The 20,050-nt window shown below is 61.9% G+C and carries 15 protein-coding genes; 9 read left to right on the top strand and 6 right to left on the bottom strand.

Annotated elements, in window-relative coordinates:
- Positions 1-323 precede the first annotated feature (323 nt).
- Together CSQ85_RS05780 and CSQ85_RS05785 are read right to left on the bottom strand one after the other, a co-directional pair.
- The gene (locus tag CSQ85_RS05780) at positions 324-1,544 is read right to left on the bottom strand and encodes an ATP-binding protein (RefSeq protein WP_223846868.1); all 1,221 of its coding nucleotides are present in this window, start codon (positions 1,542-1,544) and stop codon (positions 324-326) included.
- Positions 1,545-1,644: 100 nt separating this feature from the next.
- Positions 1,645-2,661: a LacI family DNA-binding transcriptional regulator gene (locus tag CSQ85_RS05785; RefSeq protein ID WP_150383269.1), complete on the bottom strand. Its 1,017-nt coding sequence runs from the start codon at positions 2,659-2,661 to the stop codon at positions 1,645-1,647.
- Between the two features lie 510 nt (positions 2,662-3,171).
- Here CSQ85_RS05785 and CSQ85_RS05790 point away from each other — a divergent pair.
- The 6 genes from CSQ85_RS05790 to CSQ85_RS05815 all read left to right on the top strand — a co-directional run bounded on the left by CSQ85_RS05790 (position 3,172) and on the right by CSQ85_RS05815 (position 10,315).
- Positions 3,172-4,500 carry an ABC transporter substrate-binding protein gene (locus CSQ85_RS05790; protein WP_150383382.1) on the top strand — a complete coding sequence of 443 codons (1,329 nt, stop codon included), beginning with the start codon at positions 3,172-3,174 and terminating at the stop codon, positions 4,498-4,500.
- A gap of 308 nt (positions 4,501-4,808) precedes the next feature.
- On the top strand, positions 4,809-5,735 hold the full coding sequence (locus CSQ85_RS05795) for a carbohydrate ABC transporter permease (RefSeq protein WP_150383270.1): 927 nt from the start codon (positions 4,809-4,811) through the stop codon (positions 5,733-5,735).
- Between the two features lie 20 nt (positions 5,736-5,755).
- The gene (locus tag CSQ85_RS05800; protein WP_150383271.1) at positions 5,756-6,574 is read left to right on the top strand and encodes a carbohydrate ABC transporter permease; all 819 of its coding nucleotides are present in this window, start codon (positions 5,756-5,758) and stop codon (positions 6,572-6,574) included.
- 337 nt (positions 6,575-6,911) lie between these two features.
- A complete protein-coding gene (locus tag CSQ85_RS05805; protein WP_150383272.1) occupies positions 6,912-8,903 on the top strand; it encodes a glycoside hydrolase family 127 protein in 1,992 nt (663 codons plus the stop codon).
- A gap of 297 nt (positions 8,904-9,200) precedes the next feature.
- A complete protein-coding gene (locus CSQ85_RS05810) occupies positions 9,201-9,989 on the top strand; it encodes a YggS family pyridoxal phosphate-dependent enzyme (RefSeq protein WP_150383273.1) in 789 nt (262 codons plus the stop codon).
- Between the two features lie 26 nt (positions 9,990-10,015).
- Complete coding sequence (locus CSQ85_RS05815; RefSeq protein WP_150383274.1) at positions 10,016-10,315, top strand: acylphosphatase; 300 nt, start codon at positions 10,016-10,018, stop codon at positions 10,313-10,315.
- Between the two features lies 1 nt (position 10,316).
- Here CSQ85_RS05815 and CSQ85_RS05820 read toward each other — a convergent pair whose 3' ends face one another.
- A complete protein-coding gene (locus CSQ85_RS05820) occupies positions 10,317-10,868 on the bottom strand; it encodes a type 1 glutamine amidotransferase domain-containing protein (RefSeq protein ID WP_150383275.1) in 552 nt (183 codons plus the stop codon).
- Positions 10,869-11,095: 227 nt separating this feature from the next.
- On the opposite strand from CSQ85_RS05820, the gene CSQ85_RS13370 reads away from it, so the two are divergent.
- Together CSQ85_RS13370 and CSQ85_RS05830 are read left to right on the top strand one after the other, a co-directional pair.
- A complete protein-coding gene (locus tag CSQ85_RS13370) occupies positions 11,096-12,214 on the top strand; it encodes a DUF4190 domain-containing protein (protein ID WP_223846870.1) in 1,119 nt (372 codons plus the stop codon).
- Between the two features lie 424 nt (positions 12,215-12,638).
- Positions 12,639-13,460 carry a fumarylacetoacetate hydrolase family protein gene (locus tag CSQ85_RS05830; protein WP_150383276.1) on the top strand — a complete coding sequence of 274 codons (822 nt, stop codon included), beginning with the start codon at positions 12,639-12,641 and terminating at the stop codon, positions 13,458-13,460.
- Between the two features lie 391 nt (positions 13,461-13,851).
- On the opposite strand, the gene CSQ85_RS05835 is transcribed toward CSQ85_RS05830, so the two are convergent.
- Together CSQ85_RS05835 and CSQ85_RS05840 are read right to left on the bottom strand one after the other, a co-directional pair.
- A complete protein-coding gene (locus CSQ85_RS05835; protein ID WP_150383277.1) occupies positions 13,852-15,330 on the bottom strand; it encodes a glycoside hydrolase family 1 protein in 1,479 nt (492 codons plus the stop codon).
- 78 nt (positions 15,331-15,408) lie between these two features.
- Positions 15,409-17,778 carry a glucose PTS transporter subunit IIA gene (locus tag CSQ85_RS05840; RefSeq protein ID WP_317909184.1) on the bottom strand — a complete coding sequence of 790 codons (2,370 nt, stop codon included), beginning with the start codon at positions 17,776-17,778 and terminating at the stop codon, positions 15,409-15,411.
- Between CSQ85_RS05840 and licT the strand changes: the two genes are divergently transcribed.
- Positions 17,736-18,725, top strand: coding sequence for a BglG family transcription antiterminator LicT (licT, locus tag CSQ85_RS05845; RefSeq protein ID WP_150383278.1), 990 nt, complete (start codon positions 17,736-17,738; stop codon positions 18,723-18,725). The genes CSQ85_RS05840 and licT overlap by 43 nt on opposite strands.
- 48 nt (positions 18,726-18,773) lie before the next feature.
- Here licT and CSQ85_RS05850 read toward each other — a convergent pair whose 3' ends face one another.
- Positions 18,774-19,874: a Fic family protein gene (locus CSQ85_RS05850; protein WP_150383279.1), complete on the bottom strand. Its 1,101-nt coding sequence runs from the start codon at positions 19,872-19,874 to the stop codon at positions 18,774-18,776.
- Positions 19,875-20,050: the final 176 nt, after the last annotated feature.

Consider the following 20,050-nt stretch of genomic DNA (forward strand, 5'->3'; position numbering starts at 1 on the left):
TACGTTCCCTGAGGTTATCTCAGCCCAAGCTTCCTGTTCGCGTACGTTCCCCGTGGCGATACCGCCCCGACTTCCGGTCCCCGTACGCTGGCCCTTGCTCAGCGTACGTCCCCCGTGGCTACCCGATCTCTATCACCCGTATTCGTATTCTGACCAACTGGAGGCGTACGAATACGGGTGACTTCGTCGGTCAGGCCCCGTTCCGCGTACGCTGATCCGGCCCGAGCGTACGGAGAACGGGGTTTCCGCCGATAACCTCTCGTTCCTCGTACGCCAGATATCGGCAGAGAACGCCATAAGTCGGCAATGGAGGTTGGATAGCCTCACCAGTCCTCGGCGAGCAGGAATTCGTCGATGCGGCGGTGCTCGATGCCGTTTCGCGGGCGGAGGATCGGGTCCATCGAGACCACGGTCTTCGGGTAGTTGTCCGCGATGGAGTCGAACGCTCCGAACTCGCGGTCGATGGTCTTCTGGGACTGCATCAGGTAGGTGACCTGCACGTAGCGTCGGGTGTCGCCCTTGGCGAAGACGAAGTCGACTTCCTTGCCAGCCGTCGCACCGACCGATACACGATATCCGCGGCGCAGCCCCTCCATCGCGACGATGTTCTCCAGCAGCCCCTGCAGCTGGTCCATGCCGTCGCCGACGACCGCTCCACGCAGACCATGGTCGGCGACGTAGTATTTCTGCATCGTCTTAAGCACCTGCTTGCCGGCGATGTCGTATCGCGGCATCTTCTCCAGCAGGAACGCGTCGCAGAAGTAGTCGAGGTAGTTGATGACGGTCTGCACGCCGATGTCCAATCCCTCCGATTTGAGATACGCCGCGATGGCGCTGGCGGAGAACGTGTTACCGATGTTTTGCATGGCGAACAGGGCGACCCTCTCCAGCAGGGAGACGTCGCGGACGCGATGCCGCCGGACGATGTCCCTCAGCACGACGGACCGGTAGATGTCCGTCAGATAGGTGCGCTGGCTGTCCTCGTCCCAGTCGTGGGTGGCTGCGAACGGCATGCCGCCGATGCGCAGGAAGTCCTCGAACGAATGGCCCGTCCCGAGGATCGTCCGTGCTTCGACGAACTCGGAGTAGCCGAACGGATATACCTCGAATTGCACGTATCTGCCGCCGAGATACGTGGCGAGTTCGCCGGAGAGCAGCGTCGAGTTGGACCCGGTGATGTACACGTCCGCCGGCGTGGTGGCGCGCAGCGAGTTGACGACCTTCTCGAAGTTCCGTACCTCCTGAACCTCGTCGAGAAAAACGTAGGGTTTGCCGTCAATGCCTTCCAGACGCTTCATCAGATACGGGTACAGTTTGTCCGGGTCGTGCAGGGGAATGAGCGAGTAGTCCTCGAAGTTCAGCGAGATGAACTGCTCCGGCTTGCGACCTTCCTCGACGAGTCTGCGTTGGATGAGCCGCAGCATGTCCGATTTGCCGCTTCGACGAAGCCCCACCAGCACCTTGACGACGTCTTCGTCGATGAACGGTGCGATGCGATCAAGGTATTGCGGGCGGTTGACCAGTTGTGGTCGGGTTTCTTCCATGCAAGAAAGTATAGCAAAATCGTGGCCAATTTCTTCCATACAAGAAATTGAGGGCGATTTTGGACTGAACTTCTTCCATGGAAGAAGTTGGGTGCATGCCTCAGTCGAGCGGCAGCGTCGACTCGCGCTGGACAAGACGGCAGGGGACGTAGTCGACGCCGTGATGCGGGCGGCCGTTGATCGCGTCCATCAGGTAGCGCGCGGCTCGGCGGCCGATGAGCTCGGTCTCGTTGTCGATCGAGGTCAGCGCGGGCCTGGAGCTCTTGGTGAGCACGTCCCAGTTGTCGTGGCCGATGACCGCCACGTCGTCCGGGATCTTCATGCCCTGCTGCTTCAGCGCGTCGATGCATCCGCGCGCGAGCTGGTCGGACTGGCAGACGACCGCGTCGAAGTCGACGCCCTGATCGAGCAGCAGCCGGGTGGCGGCGCGACCCCAGTTCTCGTCCCATCGGCCGTAGCGGATCGGCCCGGCCGGCTCGAGGCCGAATTCGGCCAGCGCCTCGAGCGCGCCCTTGGTGCGGTCGGTGGCCGCGGTGTATGTTTCGTCGCCGCCGATGATCGCGATCCTGTGCCGTCCGCAGGAGATGAGGTGATTGACGGCCGTGCGTCCAGCCTCCACGTTGTCGCAGGTCACCGAGCAGTCGTTCGGGTCGGTGGAGGGGCCGTAGGCGTAGACGAGTGGCACACCCCAGTCGTTGCCGAGCGAGGGGCGCGGGTTGGTCTCGCGCTGCACGATGAGTAGTCCGTCGACTTTCAGATCGAGCAGTTTCTCGACGTGCGTGCGTTCCATCGCGGCGTCGCCTCGCGCGTTGGCCAGCAGAACGGAGATCGACTGCGCGCGCAGCTCGTTCTCGGCGCCGATGAGGATCGGGGTGGAGAAGCGGCCTTGCAGGTCGGAGGTGACCAGTCCGATCAGTCCGGATGTGCCGCGGGCGAGCGACTGGGCGAGCTTGTTCGGCGCGTAGTTGAGCTGTCGGGCCGCCTCGAGCACCCGCTGGCGGGTCTCCTCGCTGATGCGTGGCTTGTTGTGCAGCGCCTTCGACGCGGTCGCGAGCGATACGCCCGCGGCGGCCGCCACGTCCTCGAGCCGTGCGTTCTGGCGCCTGTCCTCAACCATGGCCGTTCCTTTATGAGAGTCGGTGAAACTGTTGTCGTGCCCGTTCCGACTGCCGCGTCGGAGCTGTATTTCAGTATAGTCACGATGCGAAAGTTTTCGCAAACCGGTTTTCTGTGTCACGGGGGCGTGATGACGGTGTTCGATTCTGTGCACAATATCGTGCGAAAGTTTTAAAGTGTGAGTTTTCGCAGATGATTGCGTAATCATTTGTAGACACGCCGCAATTTCCGGTGATTTTCGACAGTCAAAACGATTGACGCAACACGTGAAGGCATGTATTGAGAGCTGGGTTTCGCTATTTTTCAGGGATTCGCATAGCTTGGTGACATGCTTCGAGAAAAGTGCGAAAGCGGTTTTGCAATCACGGGGGAATGGCGTTATATTGTGAAAAGGCTTTCGCAGAGTTTCGTTCGGTCGAAGGAGGACCGGGTGGAACACCGCGAGGGACCGGAGGCGGAAAGTCCGCCACCGCCTCTCAGAGATGAGCGGAACATTTTAGAGAAAGAAGCGATTATGGCTTTCAACAAGGTCACCCGCGCACTGGCCGGCATCGCCGCCGCCGCAATGCTTATCCCGCTGGCCGCCTGCGGCGGTGGATCCGGCAGCACCGGTGCCGCCGACACCTCCGACATCCCGGCGAAGGGCACCGACGACGGCACCACGATCACCATGTGGACCCGCTCCCCGCTGGAGCGTCAGGCCAAGGGCGTCGTCGAGGCGTACAACAAGAGCCACAAGAACCAGGTCAAGCTCGAGATCATCCCGAACGACGACATGGAGGGCAAGGTCGGCGGCGCCACGCAGACCGACTCCCTGCCCGACATCCTCGCCGGCGACGTCGTGCGCATCCCGTACTGGGCGTCCGAGGGCATCTTCGCCGACATCACCAAGCAGATCGACGGGCTCGACAACTTGAAGGACCTGCAGCAGGGCCACATCGAGGCCGGCACCGTGGACGGCGCCAAGCACACCCTGCCGTTCATCACCGACGTCTCCGTGATGGTCTGGAACAAGAACCTCTACAAGGAGGCCGGACTCGACCCGGAGCAGGGCCCGAAGTCCATCGCCGAGTTCACCGAGCAGGCCAAGAAGGTCGCTGCCCTCAACAAGGACGGCGTCGCGGGCTCCTACCTCGCCGGCCAGTCCGGTGGCGCCCTGGTCTTCGACCTCTTCCCGTCCGTGTGGGCCGACGGTGAGAACGTCATGAACGACGACGGCACCGAAGCCACGCTGAACAACGACTCCATGAAGGCCGTCCTCGACGCCTACAAGGAGCTGGCCAACACCCAGAACGGCCTCGGCGCGGGCTCCAAGGAGGAGACCGGCGCGACGTGGACCGCCCCGTTCGCCAACGGCAAGATCGGCGTCATGCCCTACCCGAACACCTCCCTCAACGACATCTTCGACGCTGAGAAGTCCGGCGGCTTCGAGGTCGGCGTGACCCCGATCCCGGGCACCAAGGAAGGCAAGACCTCCACGTTCCTCGGCGGTGACGCCATGGGCATCTCGAAGGACTCCAAGCACGTCGCCCAGGCTTGGAACTTCCTCTACTGGCTGATGCAGTCCGACACCCAGAAGGAAGTCTTCGCCGACAACGGCTACACCGCCTCCAACATCGAGACCCTGAAGACCGCCTACGACGACGCCGATCCGCGCATCCAGACCATCAACTCCACGATCATCGACGGCAACGGCAAGACCCCGAAGTCCGCCGCCTTCAACGAGGGCTTCAACGCCGCCGGCTCCCCGTGGCAGCTGCTCGTCCAGAACGCCGTCTGGGGCAAGTCCGACCTCAAGGCCGACAACCAGGCCGTCACCGACGTCCTCGCCGGCAACTGATCGCACTGATCGCCTGAATCAACCGAATAACTGAACGCACATAACTGAACAACCGGCGGCCGCCCCGCCCCTCAAAACAACGGGCGGCGGCCGCCGGCCCCCACCAACCGAACATATCCGCGCGTATCCTCGCGCATCCCCTGACTGTGTTCCGTTGCCGGGGCCGATTCCGCAACCTCCTGTTTCTTCTCCTTCCTTTCTCCTTCTTCCGAAACCCGAGGAATCGGCCCTGATAACGGATTGCATTCAATCCGAACAATCGATCATCGTTCGATCACCGTTCACAAATCCCCACAAAGGAGTGAAGCATGTCAAGTGTTTCCAAGTCCGCCGCGGCCGTGCCCGAGCACAAGTCCACGGCCAAGGCCCAGGCGTTCAAGCGGGGCATCCTGTACGCCCTGCCCGATTGGGTCATGATCGTCGTCCTGTTCTTCGTGCCGATCGTGCTGCTCGTCTACATGGCCTTCTCCCGTTGGAGCCTGCTGGGCGGCAACCGCGGCGTCAACTTCCCGGACAACTTCGTCAAGGTGTTCGAGCACAAGCTGTTCTGGCCGTCGATCGGCTTCACGCTGGAATACACCGTGATCGTCACGATCTTCCTGCTGATCCTCGGCCTCGGCATGGCCCTGATCGTGCAGGAGTCGACCAAGTGGAACAACGTGCTGAGGACCTGCTTCCTGCTGCCCTCCGCCACCGGTCTCGCCTCCGCGTCCCTGCTGTTCTACGCCCTGTACTCCCCGCAGGTCGGCCCGCTCACCAAGATCCTGAGCGCGCTCGGACTCGTGCAGGAGGGCGGCTCGGTGCTCGCCACCGGCCAGTCCGCGCTGTGGGCCACGATCATCGTCATCGTGTGGCGATTCTCCGGCTACTACATGCTGCTCATGATGATCGGCCTGCAGGCCATCCCGGGCGACCTCTACGAGGCGGCCCGCATGGACGGTGCCGGCACCTGGCGCATCTTCCGCTCCATCACCCTGCCGCTGATGAAGCCGACCATCGTGATGTGCCTCGTCTACTGCGTCACCGGTTCGATCCTCGCCTTCGACCAGTTCTTCATCCTGACCAAGGGCGGCCCGAACAACTCCACGATGACCGTCGTCCAGCTCATCTACAACTTCGCGTTCGACTCCAAGAAGGATCTCGGCATGGCCGCGGCGCTGTCGCTGATCGTGCTGATCGCCCTCGTGATCATCAACTCCATCCAGATGCGCGGCATGCGCGACAACACCAAGTGAGAAAGGGGAGGTAACACATCATGACTACCCCGCTGTGGAAGCGCGTCATCGCGCGAGTCCTGGAAGCCCTTCTGGCTATCATCTTCGTCTCCCCGCTGATCTGGGTCGTGGTCAGCTCCTTCAGCCCGCAGAAGGGCTCCGCCCAGTCGGAAGGTTGGGGCGTCGCCAACTACCTGACCCTGTTCGGCTATCAGGAAGGCCTGCCGAAGTACCTGTTCAACTCGGTCATCGTCTCGCTGGTCGCCGTGGTCTTCTCCGTGGTCGTCTGCACGCTGGCCGGCTACTCGTTCTCCCGATTCGACTACCCGGGCCGCAACTTCGGCTTCATGGTCACCCTGTCCATCCTCATGGTTCCGTACGCCTCGCTGCTGATCCCGCTGATGGTGTGGTTCAAGGACATCGGCCTCAACGACACCCTGCTCGGAGTCGGTCTCGTCATCACGCTGTTCCAGCTGCCGATGTCGACGTTCATCATGCGCAACGCGTTCGACGCGATCCCGAAGGACATGGAGGAGGCCGCCATGGTCGACGGCTGCAACTCCTTCCAGGCCCTGTTCAGGATCCTCGTGCCGGTCGTCAAGCCCTCGATGGTCACCGTCGGCCTGCTCGCCTTCCTCGAGGCGTGGAACAACTTCATGATCCCGCTGTACTTGAGCTCCTCGGCCAAGTCCACCCTGCCGCTCGCGATGGTGAACATGCGCCAGCAGACCATGGGCGTCATCGACTACGGCGCCACCGAAGCCGGCGTCGTCGTCCTGCTCATCCCCTGCGCCATCCTCTTCCTCGCCCTCCAGAAGTACTACGTCAAGGGCTTCATGGCTGGAGCGGTAAAGGGCTGACGCCCTTTAGGGGAGCCCGGTGGGCTCCCCGACCGCTCCAGGCTGAGACACGACAGTGTCGAAGCCGGATTGAGTCTCGCCGAAGGCGAGTCCTTAATTGCAGGGCCGGAGGCGGAGCCGTCAAAGGCTGAGGGCTGAATAGCCCGAAGCAATGACAGTCGTCGCGCCAGCGAAGTCCTTATCTACCGGCTGATCCGTGAAACCGCCAGCCCGGCGCACCCGCCCCGCGCACACAAACAGAAGAGCAGAAGAAACCGACTGCGCAATCAACCGCAGTCCCCAAAAGTCCGCTTGGCGCGCGCAGTTGCCCCAAGCGGGCGCATCCGAAAGGTACATCATGAAGGTAACGATTACCTCCCCGTTCTGGAAGCAGCGTCGCGACCAGATCGTCGAGTCGGTGATCCCCTATCAGTGGGGAGTGATGAACGACGAGATCGACACCGTCGTCCCCGACGATCCGGCGGGTAACCAGCTGTCCGACAACAAAAGCCACGCGGTCGCGAACCTGAAGGTCGCCGCGGGCGAGCTCGACGACGAGTTCCACGGCATGGTCTTCCAGGATTCCGACGTCTACAAGTGGCTCGAGGAGGCCGCCTACGCGCTCGCCTACCACCCGGATCCGGAGCTCAAGGCCCTGTGCGACCGCACGGTCGACCTGATCGCCCGCGCCCAGCAGCCCGACGGCTACCTCGACACCCCCTACCAGATCAAGTCCGGCGTGTGGGCGCACCGCGAGCGTTTCAGCCTGATCCAGCAGAGCCACGAGATGTATGTGATGGGTCACTACATCGAGGCCGCCGTCGCCTACCACGACGTGACCGGCAACGAGCAGGCCCTCGACGTGGCGAAGAGGATGGCCGATTGCCTCGATGCCAACTTCGGTCCGGAGGACGGTAAGATCCACGGCGCCGACGGCCATCCCGAGATCGAGCTGGCCCTCGCCAAGCTGTACGACGTGACCGGCGAACGGCGCTATCTCGCGCTCGCCCAGTACCTGATCGACGTGCGCGGTCAGGACCCGCAGTTCTACACCAAGCAGCTCAAGGCGATCGACAACGACAACATCTTCCCGGACCTCGGCTTTTACAAGCCCACGTACTTCCAGGCCGGCGAGCCGGTCCGCCAGCAGCAGACCGCCAACGGCCACGCCGTGCGCGTCGGCTACCTGTGCACCGGCATCGCCCACGTCGCTCGTCTGACCGGCGACGAGGAGCTGATGGACACCGCCAGACGATTCTGGCGCAACATCGTCACCAAGCGTATGTATGTGACCGGCGGCATCGGCTCCACGCATGTCGGCGAATCGTTCACCTACGACTACGACCTGCCGAACGACACGATGTACGGCGAGACCTGCGCGTCCGTGTCGATGAGCATGTTCGCCCAGCAGATGCTGCTCGCCGAGCCGAAGGCCGAATACGCCGACGTGCTCGAGAAGGAGCTGTTCAACGGCTCGATCGCCGGCATCTCCCTCGACGGCAAGCAGTACTACTACGTCAACGCCCTGGAGACCACGCCCGACGGTCTCGACAACCCGGATCGCCACCATGTGCTCTCGCATCGCGTCGACTGGTTCGGCTGCGCCTGTTGCCCGGCCAACATCGCCCGACTCATCGCCTCGGTGGATCGCTACATCTACACCGAGCGCGACGGCGGCCGCACGGTGCTGAGCCACCAGTTCATCGCGAACGTCGCGGTCTCCTCGCGCGGGCTTCGAGTCGAGCAGCGTTCGAACTTCCCGTGGGATGGCCGCGTCGAGTACACGATTTCGCTGCCGGATGCTGCGGGCGATTCCGGTGTCTCGGCCGAGCCAATCCGCTTCGGCGTGCGCATCCCCGCGTGGTCGCGCGGATCGTACGCGCTCACTGTCAACGGACAGCCGTTCGCCGGAGACCTCGAGTACGGTTTCGCGTACGTCGACGTCGCCCCCGGCGAAACCGTCGAGATCTCGCTCGACCTCGACATGTCCGTCCGATTCGTGCGCGCCAACTCACATGTGCGCTCCGATGCCGGGCAGGTCGCCGTCACGCGCGGCCCGCTCGTCTACTGCGCCGAGCAGGCCGACAACGCGGGCGATCTGTGGGATTACCGTCTCGCCGACGGCGTGACCGGCGCCGACGCGACCGTCGCCTTCGAGCCGGACCTGCTGGGCGGCGTCGACACGGTCAGCCTGCCGGCCGTGCGCGAGTCCGCCGACCCGGACGACGCGCCGCTCTACCTCGACGCCGACGAACCGCGTTCCGCAGACCCCGCCACGCTGAAGCTCATCCCGTACTACGCCTGGGCCAACCGCGATCTGGGCCAGATGCGCGTCTTCCAGCGCCGCTAGTGCCCGCCGCTGGCGCTCCGGGCGCCGTTAGGCGAGAGGTTTCCGTCACAGGCGGACGGAAACCTCCCGCCAACTGTGTCCCAGCGAGACATACCCGTCTCGTCATGACGGCAACCTCTCGCTGAGGAGGCTCTCCGCGAGACATATCGGTCACACAACGATCACGGTCTCTCGCTAGGCAGCCGCCAGCGAGAGGCCGCTGTCATGTCCTGACGGAAACCTCTCGCTCGGAGGCGCGCGACCCGACTACGATGGGAGCAAACACGTCAACAGGGCCGATAACGGGGGAGCGCAAGCATGACCGCGTACATGGATCACAAGGATCTGACGAACGACATCATCGACGAGGAACGCGCGCGTCAGATCGCGGACGGCGTCAGGCGCACGATGGACGCCGTCGCCTCAGCCGAGGTCGACTCCGGCCGCGAGGTCGGGTCGGTCAAACTGCTCGCCGCGACGAAGACGCGTGACGTCGGCGAGATCGTCACCGCGATCGACGCGGGCATCCGCCTGATCGGCGAGAACCGGCCGCAGGAGGTGCAGGCCAAGGCCGACGGATTGGCGAAACGACTGCTCGAACGCGGTCTCACGCTCGGCAAAGACGTGCCGTTCCACCTGATCGGCCAGCTGCAGTCCAACAAGATCGGCAAGGTGCTGCCCGTCGTCAACACCATCGAATCGGTCGACTCGATCGAACTCGCCGAGAAGATCGCCCGCCGCGCGGTCATGCGTGACATGACGGTCGGCGTCCTGCTCGAGGTCAACGAGTCGGGCGAGGAATCGAAGTCCGGATGCCCGCCGAGCCACGCGATCGACCTCGCCAAGCGCATCGGCGCGATGGGAGGGCTGGAACTGCAGGGCCTTATGACGATCGGCGCGCACGTCGACGACGAGCGCACGATCCGCGCGGGATTCGCGCACCTGCGCCGCACCCGCGACCAGATCCTCGCCTCGGGCGCCGACGGCACCGAGCACTGCACGGAGCTGTCGATGGGCATGACGAACGACATGGCGCTCGCCATCGAGGAGGGCGCGACGATCGTGCGCGTCGGCACCGCGATCTTCGGGCCTCGCGCGTTCATCTGACGGGCCGGACGGTCGATCGGGGAATCATGGTCACTGCGCACAGAAGCAAGGACGTCATCCGCATCCACGCCACCGTCTCCGGACTCGTGCAGGGCGTGGGCTACCGCTACTTCGCGTATCAGGCCGCGCGCAAGGCCGGCGTCACCGGCTGGGTGCGCAACCTGTGGAGCGGCGACGTCGAGGTCGAGGCGCAAGGGTCCCGATCGGCCGTCGCCGCGTTCATCTCACAGCTCAAAGTCGGGCCGCGATGGGGGCACGTCGACCGGGTCGCCGTCGACGAGATCGACGTATACCCCCACGATCCGGACTTCCACGTCGAGAACTGAATCAGTCGCCGAGCGCATCCTTGATCGCGCCGACGAAGTAGTCCAGATCGTCGGGCTTGCGCGAGGTGATGAGCTTCCAGCCGTTCGCGTCGTCGACCGTGAGCTGGCTGTCGACGTAGTGTCCGCCCGCGTTCTCGATGTCCGCGGCGATGTAGCGGCACGGCGACGCGGTCTTGCCTTCGATGAGCCCTGCGTTGACCAGCAGCCAGGCGCCGTGGCAGATCGCCGCGATCGGCTTGCCTTCATGCGCGAACTCCTGTGCCAGCGTGATCGCGTCCTCGTTCACACGGATGCGATCGACGTTGCAGGTGCCGCCGGGCACGACCAGCAGGTCGTAGTCGGACGCCTGCACATCGGAGAGCTTCGCGTCGGGCGTCAGCGTCTCGCCCTCGTAACGGTCGTGCTCGACGGTCTCGCACTTGTCGAGCGTCGTCGCGGCGAGCGTCACGTCGGCGCCCGCGGCCTTGAGATCGCGCAGCGGACGGGTCAGCTCCGTCTCCTCGATGCCCCAGTTGTTGACGATGATCAGCACCTTCGATGCGTTGACTGCCATGGTTCCTCCCTTGGTCGGGTTACCGGACGTTGCTGGACGTTGCCGGACTTGCGTGGGCGCGCGGCCGTGAGCGCTGCCCCGGGCGATGCGTCCCATCCCATTATGCGTCGCGGATGCGCCGGAAAGCCTTCCATCCACGCGCGTTCGCGGTAAGCTGGGGATACATTCACCAATGTCGTCGGTGATGTGTGACGTGTGATGTGTGACGTGTCGACGAGGAGGGCGCCATGACCAATCCGTTTTCCACCAATCCCGAGGAGCCGAACGCGCAGCAGCCTCAATCGCAGCAGCCGGATGCGCGCCAGCTGTACGGTTCGGGCGATCCGGTTCCGCAGAATGAGCAGGGCGGTCCGAACACTCCGGGCGATCGTGACGGTCTGAACGAGCCGCAGACTCAGCCGCCGTCCTTCCAGCCGGAGTACGGGCAGAACCCGGATACCGCGCCGTTCCAGTCGGAGGCTGGTGCGCCGGCTGAGAACCCGTTCAATCCTTCGCCCGCATCGCCCGTCAATCCGGCGTATGAGCCGCAGGGTGATTCCGCATTGTACGGCCAACCGGCCCAGCCGGAGTACGGGCAGAACAACCCGTATGCCGCGCCGTCTCAGCCCGCCGGATACGCGCCCCAGCCCCAGCAGGAGAACGGTGCCGGCTACGGCGAGCAGCCCTACGGCTACGGGACTCCCGCGACCGCGCAGAACGGCCAGAACGGTCAGACTGCATATGGACAGACCCCGCAGAACCCGTACGCCCAGCCGGTCCAGCCGGCGTACGGTCAGCCGTATGAGCAGCCATATGAGCAGTACGGCCAGAGCCAGAACCCGTACGTCCAGCCCCAGCCGGGCTACGACTACACGCAGTCGGGTTATGGCCAGCCCGGTTATGGCCAGCCAGGCTACTCCCAGCCGGGCTACGGCTACCCGGCGCCGCAAAACCCGGGTTGGAACGTGATGGCCGTCGTGGGCTTCGCGTTGTCGTTCTTCGTCGCGATCGCCGGCCTGATCCTGAGCATCATCGGATTGAGGCAGATCAAGCGCACCGGCGAGAAGGGCCGCGGACTCGCGATCGCCGGCATCGTCATCAGCGTCGTGCAGATGCTGTTCGTGATCGTCATCATCGTGATCTTCGCGGCGGCGGCCGCTGCGGGCGCCTTCGACGCGACGTACCACGACAGTTACGGCCACGGTTACGACTACGAGGACACCGACTACGGCTACTACGACGACGCCGAAGCGACGTCTGCCGCCGATTCCGCCGCCGCCCGCGTCCGCGCGGCAGTCCCCGGTTCCGAGGCCGCCCGCACCGCCGCGATCGACGCGATCATCGCCGACACCTACGCCGCCCTGTGACCCGTGGCTATCCGTTCTGATCTGTGGCTATCCGTTCGGTCCGGTCAATGGGCTCACGATGATCCCAGCGCAACCGCCCAGCGCAACTGATCCCAGCGCAACAATTTCCCGAAATCACCCTTGAATTCCTGAATTTGTTGCACTGACTCCGGCTCAGCGCAACAAATTCGGGAACTGTGGCCTGATTTCGGGAATTTGTCGCGCTGAGACTCTCTGAGACTCTCTGAGACTCTCTGAGACTCTCTGAGACTCTCTGAGACTCTCTGAGACTCTCTGAGACGCCCTGAGGCGCCTTTTCAATGGCGGGTTACTCCGAAGTCGCCCGCAATGTCTCCCGGCGCGGCAACGAGGCGGTAAGGCGTCGGGACAAAGTCCCGAGAATCAGAGTCGGGCGGACGACGCCAAGCGGGTCTAGACTGGGCGTATGAGAATCGCACGCTTTTCTTTGAATGATTCGCCGCGCTACGCCTTCGTCCAGACGGACGAGTCGGACGGCAAGGACTACCTCGTCGAACTCGACGGCCACCCGCTGCTGGGCGGCCAGGTCACGCCCACCGGCAACCGCTACCCGCTTGACATGGACGGTCTGCGACTGCTGTCCCCGGTCATCCCGTCCAAGGTCTACGGCCTGGCCAAGAACTACGAGGCCCACGCGCAGTTCATGCACGAGGCCGGACACTCCGAGATCGGCCACGCGCCGGAGGACATGGTCATCTTCACCAAGCCGTCCACCTCGGTGATCGGCCCCGACGACCCGATCGTCTACCCGGAGTGCTCGAAGGACATGAACTTCGAGCCCGAGGTCGCCGTCGTCATCGGACGCATCGCCAAGAACGTGCCCGTCGAGAAGGCGATGGACTACGTGCTCGGTTTCACCTGCGTCAACGACGTCACCCTGCGCGACCTGCAGGGCCTCGACCCGACGTGGACCCGGGCCAAGGGCTTCGACACCTCCTGTCCGCTCGGCCCGTGGATCGTCGGACGCGACGACCTCAACTGGCGTGACGCGAAGATCTCGTTCACGCTCAACGGCGAGGACGTGCCGATGGCCTCCGGCACCACCGCCAACCTCGTGCACGGCATCCCCGAGCAGATCGCCGCGATCTCCTCGTTCTCGACGCTGCTGCCCGGCGACGTCATCATGACCGGCACGCCGAACGCCTCCGGTCACCTCGATCCCGGCGACGAGACCATCGTCCACGTCGAAGGCATCGGCGACCTGCGCAACGTGATCGTCCGCGCGTAGCGGCGTGACTCGCCGCGGCCGTCCCCGTGCCATAACGTGTCGAATATCGCGTTTTTCGCGCGTTGTGTACACGTTGGGTTGTCACAACGTGCGATTCCGTGTGATTTCTGCACGTTGTGACAACCGTCGTCCGTTCTTCCCGGTCAAGCGCTCGATTCAGGGCGAGAGGAATGGCGGAATTCTGCCCTTTTGCATTACCGGTTCATGGTCGTTCGCGGCCGTTCTCGGCTGGTTCCTGTCACAACGTGCGATTCCGCCCGGTTTCGTCGTGTTGTGACAAGGATTCTCGTCACAACGTAACGAAAAGACCGATGCGAGCGTGTTGCGACAATCATCTGGCAAAGAAGAGAGAGCCGGGGCTCATGCAGGCTCCGGCTCACTCATCGCTGCGTCACTCCAACTCGGTCCCGTTCGATGCGATGACCTTGCCGTAGTAGTCGAAACTGTCCTTGCGGATGCGCTTCATCGTACCATTGCCGTCGTCATCCAGATCCACGTAGATGAACCCGTAGCGTTTCGACATCTGACGAGTGCTTTCCGAAACGAGATCGATGCAACCCCACCAAGTGTAGCCGATCAGATCCACGCCATCCAAGTTGATGGCGTCGCTCATCGCCCGCACGTGGTCGCGCAGATATTCGATGCGATACGGATCGTGCACATGCCCGTCCTCAGACAACACATCCTTCGCACCGAGACCGTTCTCGACGATGAACAACGGTTTGCGGTAACGGTCGTACAGCTCGACCAGCGAGATGCGCAGGCCGGTCGGATCGGTTTGCCAGCCCCATTCGCTGGATGGCAGGTAGGGGTTCTTCACGCCGTTGACAGTGTTGCCGGGGGCCATGTCGAGCCCTTCCGTGGAAGCGGCCATGCAGCTGGTCATGTAGTAGGAGAAGGTGACGAAATCGACCGTGCCCGCCTTGAGGGTGGCCTCATCTTCGGGCCTTGTCTCCACATGCAGCCCCTTGCGCTTGATTTCGGCAAGCAGGTAGCGCGGATATTCCCCGAACACTTGGATATCGACATAACGGTAGATGCTTCGCATGCGCTGTTGGGTGGCGAGGTTGTCTTCCGGCTTGCAGGTGAACGGGTAGAAGCACAGTTTGGTCATCATGCATCCGATCTGCGAGTCTGGACACATCCGATGGCCAAGTTCGACGGCCTTCGCGCTCGCGACCATCTGATGGTGCATCGCCTGATACATGACCTCTTCGAAGTTCAGGCCCGGGAATCTGTCTTCGATCAGGCCGCCGGAGGTGACCGGGTGCCTCAGCATGGCGTCGACTTCGTTGAATGTCAGCCAGTACTTGACGTACTTGCCGAAGCGTTCGAAGCAGACCTTCGCGTACTTGATGAACAGATCGATGCATTCGCGCGAGTACCAGCCGCGGTATTCGGTGATAAGAGTCAGCGGCGGGTCATAGTGAGATAGGGTGACCATCGGTTCGATGCCGTGACGGCGGCATTCCTTGAACACGTCCTCATAGAAGGCGATGCCCGCTTCGTTCGGCTCCGGGTCGCGCGGATCGGTGAAGATTCGCGCCCAGCTAATGGACATACGGAAGACCTTGAACCCCATTTCCGCCATCATCGCGATGTCTTCCTTGTAGTGATGGTAGAAGTCGATGCCACGACGCTTGGGGTAGTTGGCTTCGGGGCCGGCCTTCAATGCTTCGTCGAGGTCCTTGCTGGAGAAGGCGAACTGTTTAGTGAAATCGGATACTCCGATATTGCGGTAGGGCAGGCAGTCCTCGATGGTCATGCCTTTGCCGTCCTCGTTCCAGGCTCCTTCGACTTGATTGGCGGCGACGGCGCCTCCCCACATGAATCCATTCGGGAAGTGCAACGGTGCTTCGTTGACGTACATGGTAATGCTCCTTGATGTTGTTGTAGGTTGCAGTGGATTGTGGTTATATTGCTGGCCGGGTGTGTAACGGCCACTGGATCACTTGAGGATTTTCAGGAGGGCTTCTCCTCGGGTCGTGGAACCTGATTCGGCCAGAGGGAACACATCGGTCCAATCGGACGAATTGGTGATCAGCACGGGGGTTGTGGTGGAGTATCCGGCCTGTTGAATGGCGGCGATGTCGAATTCCACGAGTGGTTGTCCGACGGTCACGTGCTGTCCCTGTTGCACCTTCGTGGTGAATCCGGCTCCGGCGAGCTGAACCGTGTCGATGCCGATGTGAACCAGCAGGTCGACGCCGGTGTCGGATGTGATACCGACGGCGTGCTTGGAGGGGTAGATCGCGGAGACGGTGCCGTCGAACGGGGCGGTGACCAGTCCCTCGGTCGGTTTGATCGCTACGCCTTTGCCGAGTGTGCCGGAAGAGAAAACCTTATCCTCGACTTGTTCCAGCGGAATGATCTCGCCGGTCATCGGGCTGGTGACGGTGATGACGGTGGTGGCGCTGGGTGTATGCGTGGGAGTGTTGGGCTCAGTCGTCTTATCCGTGATGGTGACGGGGGCTGTGGCTGCGGCGGCAGCGAGAGGGTTGTTATTCTTTTTCTTGTTCTTGCCAAACCAATTTCCGAAGTCGACGCGCGCTCCATCACCCTCGTCGATACCGAACAGGATGGTCAATCCGGCTCCGAGCGCGAATGCGATGCCCATGCCGATGCACACGTACACGAATCCTGGGCCGACGAACACCGGCAGCGACAGGATGCAGGAGTTGACATAGGCATTGGTGGTGCCGCCGAAGTAGGCGACGAAGGCTCCAGCCACGCCGCCGGCGATGATGTCGGCGATCAACGCGTTACGGAATACCATGAGCACGCCGTAGATGCCGGGTTCGGTGATGCCGATGAACGAGGAGATGAAAGTGGACATGCCGATCTCCTTGTTCTCACGCTTCTTCGCGCAGACCCATACACCAAAGCAGCTGCCGACGATAGCAAGGGTGCCCATCGTGTTGACCGGCAGGATCGGATCCGTGCCGTACTGGGCGAGGTTCTGCATGATGACGGCGCCCAAAGACAGATGCATACCGGTGAATACCAGCAGGGAGCGGGTCGCTCCGATGACGAGGCCTGCAAGCAGGGGGGAAACCGTGAACAGCGACTTGAACAGCCATGCGATGCCGATGGACAGGTAGTTGGCGATGGGGCCGGTGACTCCGAGTGTGATGGGGCACATGATCAGTGCGACGATCAGCGGCGTGAACACCAATCGCAGCGGTTTAGGCATCCACTTGTCAACGAATGCATATACGTATTTCAGCGCCCATACCGACAGGATGATCGGGATCGAGCTCGATGCGTATTTGACGAACGGGATTGGCAGGCCGAACAGGTGCATCGGGTCGGCGTTCTCGGCCAGCCCCGCGGTCATTGTCGGGTACAGCATGAATCCTGCGAGTACCAGGGCCATGGCGGTGTCGGTCTTGAAGCGTTTCGCCGCGGACCATGCGATGAAGAACGGCAGGAAGTAGAAGACCACGTCCGAACAGATGGTGAGCATCTTGATCAGATCGGAATCGGCGGCAAACCCCATGTAACTGGTCATGATCGAAACCAGCCCCTTGAGGATACCGGTACCGGCGAGGGCGGGGATGATGGGCAGGATGATCGCGGAGATGGTCTCGAAGATGCCGCCGACGCGGAATTTCTTCATCTTCTGCTTGTTCGCCTTGACGTCGCCATCAAGTTTGGTCTTGGAGTCTGTGTCTTGCGTGGGGACGGAGGTGTCGCTGCCGCCCATTGCGGTGCCGGTAACGGCCATACCGAGTTGGCTTTGCACTGCTGAACAGACCGTATCGACCTCATTGCCGATGATGATCTGCAATTGTCCGGTCTGGTTGACCACGCCAAGTACACCCTTGAGGGACTTGAGCTTCGCCTGATCGACCTTGGTGAGGTCATTGACGTAGAAGCGCAGTCTGGTGACGCAGTGGAAGACTTCGCGGATGTTGTCTTTCCCGCCGACATCTTCGATGATGCGTGCGGCGAGTTGCTGGGTTTCCATCGTTGGTTCCTTTCGCAGTTGGATGGTGGAATCCCCTGCGGTGGGCCACGTAATGCTGTTGACCGGAGTCCTGTACTCGGCGGTAAACAAAAAATGCGCGGCATACCGAAGGCAATCCCTGACACTGCTTTCGGTATTGCCCGCGCAGGCGGTAACAATCCTCATCAAGCAACGACGCTTGTCACGAGACAAGATACATGCGCGCAGGCATGCTGTCGAATGGGCGTGTCGCGACGTGCGCGTGCGTTGACACAGGAGGTCGGGAATCATTATTCTTGCAGTTGGACAAATAAGATAAGCAAGCAATGCTTGATGAGGATTGTTACCGCCCCGGCGCTCGAACGGCAATGGTGCGTCGGCGGGAGGCGGGCAATACCGAAAGCGTCGCGAAGGGCATCGATATCTCGGTGCGAGGTAGGAAAGCGCGAGGAAGCATTGTGAAAATCGCCAAGGTTTTGAATAACAACATCGCCGTCGCTGTCAATGATCGTGGGCAGGATGTCATCGTCATGGGATGCGGTGTTGCCTTCGGCAAGAAGCACGGTGACGATATCGACGAGTCGAAGATCGAAAGGCTCTTCACGCAAGGTGTGCCGGATCTGTCCAAACGCTTCTCCGAAATGGTGGGGGATATTCCCGAAGAATACTTCGAGGCCGTGCAATCGATCATCGCCAATGCGAAGATGCGGTTGGGACATGAATTGGATGACAACCTGTATCTGGCGTTGACGGATCATGTGCATTTCGCTGTGGAGCGTTGCCGCAAGGGCGTCGTCATCCGCAACCGTCTGCTTGTGGAAACGAAGATGATCTACCGTGAGGAGTTCGAGGTCGCTCGTGAGGCCGTGAGCTATCTGAATGCACGTTTCGCCGTGGAATTGCCGGAGGATGAGGCCGCGTTCATCGCGTTGCATCTGGTGAACGCGAACACCGGCAGCAGCATGGGGCAGACGTTTCAGGCCACGCAGATGGTGCAGGAGATCAATGCGTTGGTGAGGAACCTGTTTCATGTTGAAATCGATCCGGATTCGTTGGACTACTACCGCATGATGGTCCATCTGAAGTTCTTTGCAATGCGTGTGGTGTCTGGAAGTCAACACGCTGAAGAGCTTCGGGATCGTCAGCTATTCGAACTCATCCGTGTGCAATATGCACAGGCGTTCCGCGCGGCCGAGCGCATCGCCGCATACATCAGCCAGAACTACGGGTTCGAGGTTCCGGACAACGAAATGATGTATCTGACCATCCACCTGCAGCGGGTCTACGGCAAATACCTGTCCAATCCGATCTCGTGATGCCGGATCGATGCATGTGTATATCGGCGTCTCCTGCGCTGCCGCCTGTCACCGCCGCGCCACATACCGGGTGGCGCGGCCGGCGCCGATCTTCTCGATCCTGCCATCGTCCTGCAGGGTCTTGAGTGCTCGCTCGACGGTGGTGGCGCTGATATCCGGCATGCGGGCGAGGATGTCCGCTTTGGACAGCGGCGCCAGCTCCCGGTCGAACAGGGCCGCGATGCGTTCCTCCTTGGTTGCCTTGCGTGCTCCTCGTCCGCCGGTCGCATTTCCGGCAACGTGTCCAGCCGCGGCCGCCGTGGACAGCGTGCCCATGCGTTCATCAAGTTCTCGGTACGCCGCCAGAATCACGCCGAGCATATAGTTTACGAACGGCGCGTAGTCGTTCGTTCCGTCGTTCCATCCAACCGTGCTCGCCGCCAGCGCCTCATAATAGGTGTCTTTGCTGCGTTCGATGAGATGTTCGATGCTGATGTATTTGCCGACATCGTACCCGTTGCGGTACAGGAGCAGCAGCGTCAGCAGCCTGCTCATGCGCCCGTTGCCGTCGTTGAACGGGTGGATGCAGGTGAAGTCGAACACGAACATGGCGATTGCCAGCAGCGGATCGGTGTTCCCGTCGCGGATTGCTTCGGAATACGCACTGCAGACGCCTTCGACGAGTTCCGGCGTGATCAACGCCGACGGTGGTGCGAATCGCACTTTGCGTTCTCCGTTCGCATCGCGCTCGATGATGTTGTTGTCCCCGTCCTTGAATCGTCCGCCGAATGCCAAGGGTGTGTGGCGGAACAGGTCGCGATGCAGCTGCAGGATGACGTTCGGTGTGGGCGGTATGTAGTCATGACTGTCGTGGATGGTGGCGAGCACATCTCGGTATCCCGCGATCTCCTCTTCGTCACGATTGCGCGGAGTGGTCTTCTCCTCGACAAGCGCGTTGAGGCGTCTGTCGCTGGTGGCGATGCCTTCGATGCGATTGGAGGCGTCCGTGCTCTGGATGCGCGCGACCGCGACCAGGGTCTCCAGAAAATCCGGATGAATCGCGGTGTGGGCGGTGTGTCGTCCCTTGGCTTCATGGATGGCGGTCAACAGGCCGGTGGTGCGTGGAGTGAGCAGTGATGTGGACGCTGTGACGTAGTCGAATTCCCTCACGAAGCTGCCTCCTTTGCTGCCTCATCAATTGTTTTCTGCATCATATGCTACCAAAATGAGGCAGAAAACCGGTGATGATGCAGTAAATGAGTCAGAAAGCGTATGCCTCCCCGCCCATCTCGAAATCAAAAACTTGAGCCGCTTCCGCTCAACTTTCGGGAATAGAATGGCCTCTG

Origin of the sequence: Bifidobacterium rousetti (assembly GCF_008698235.1) — a bacterium.
GTDB classification, from domain to species: Bacteria; Actinomycetota; Actinomycetes; order Actinomycetales; family Bifidobacteriaceae; genus Bifidobacterium; species Bifidobacterium rousetti.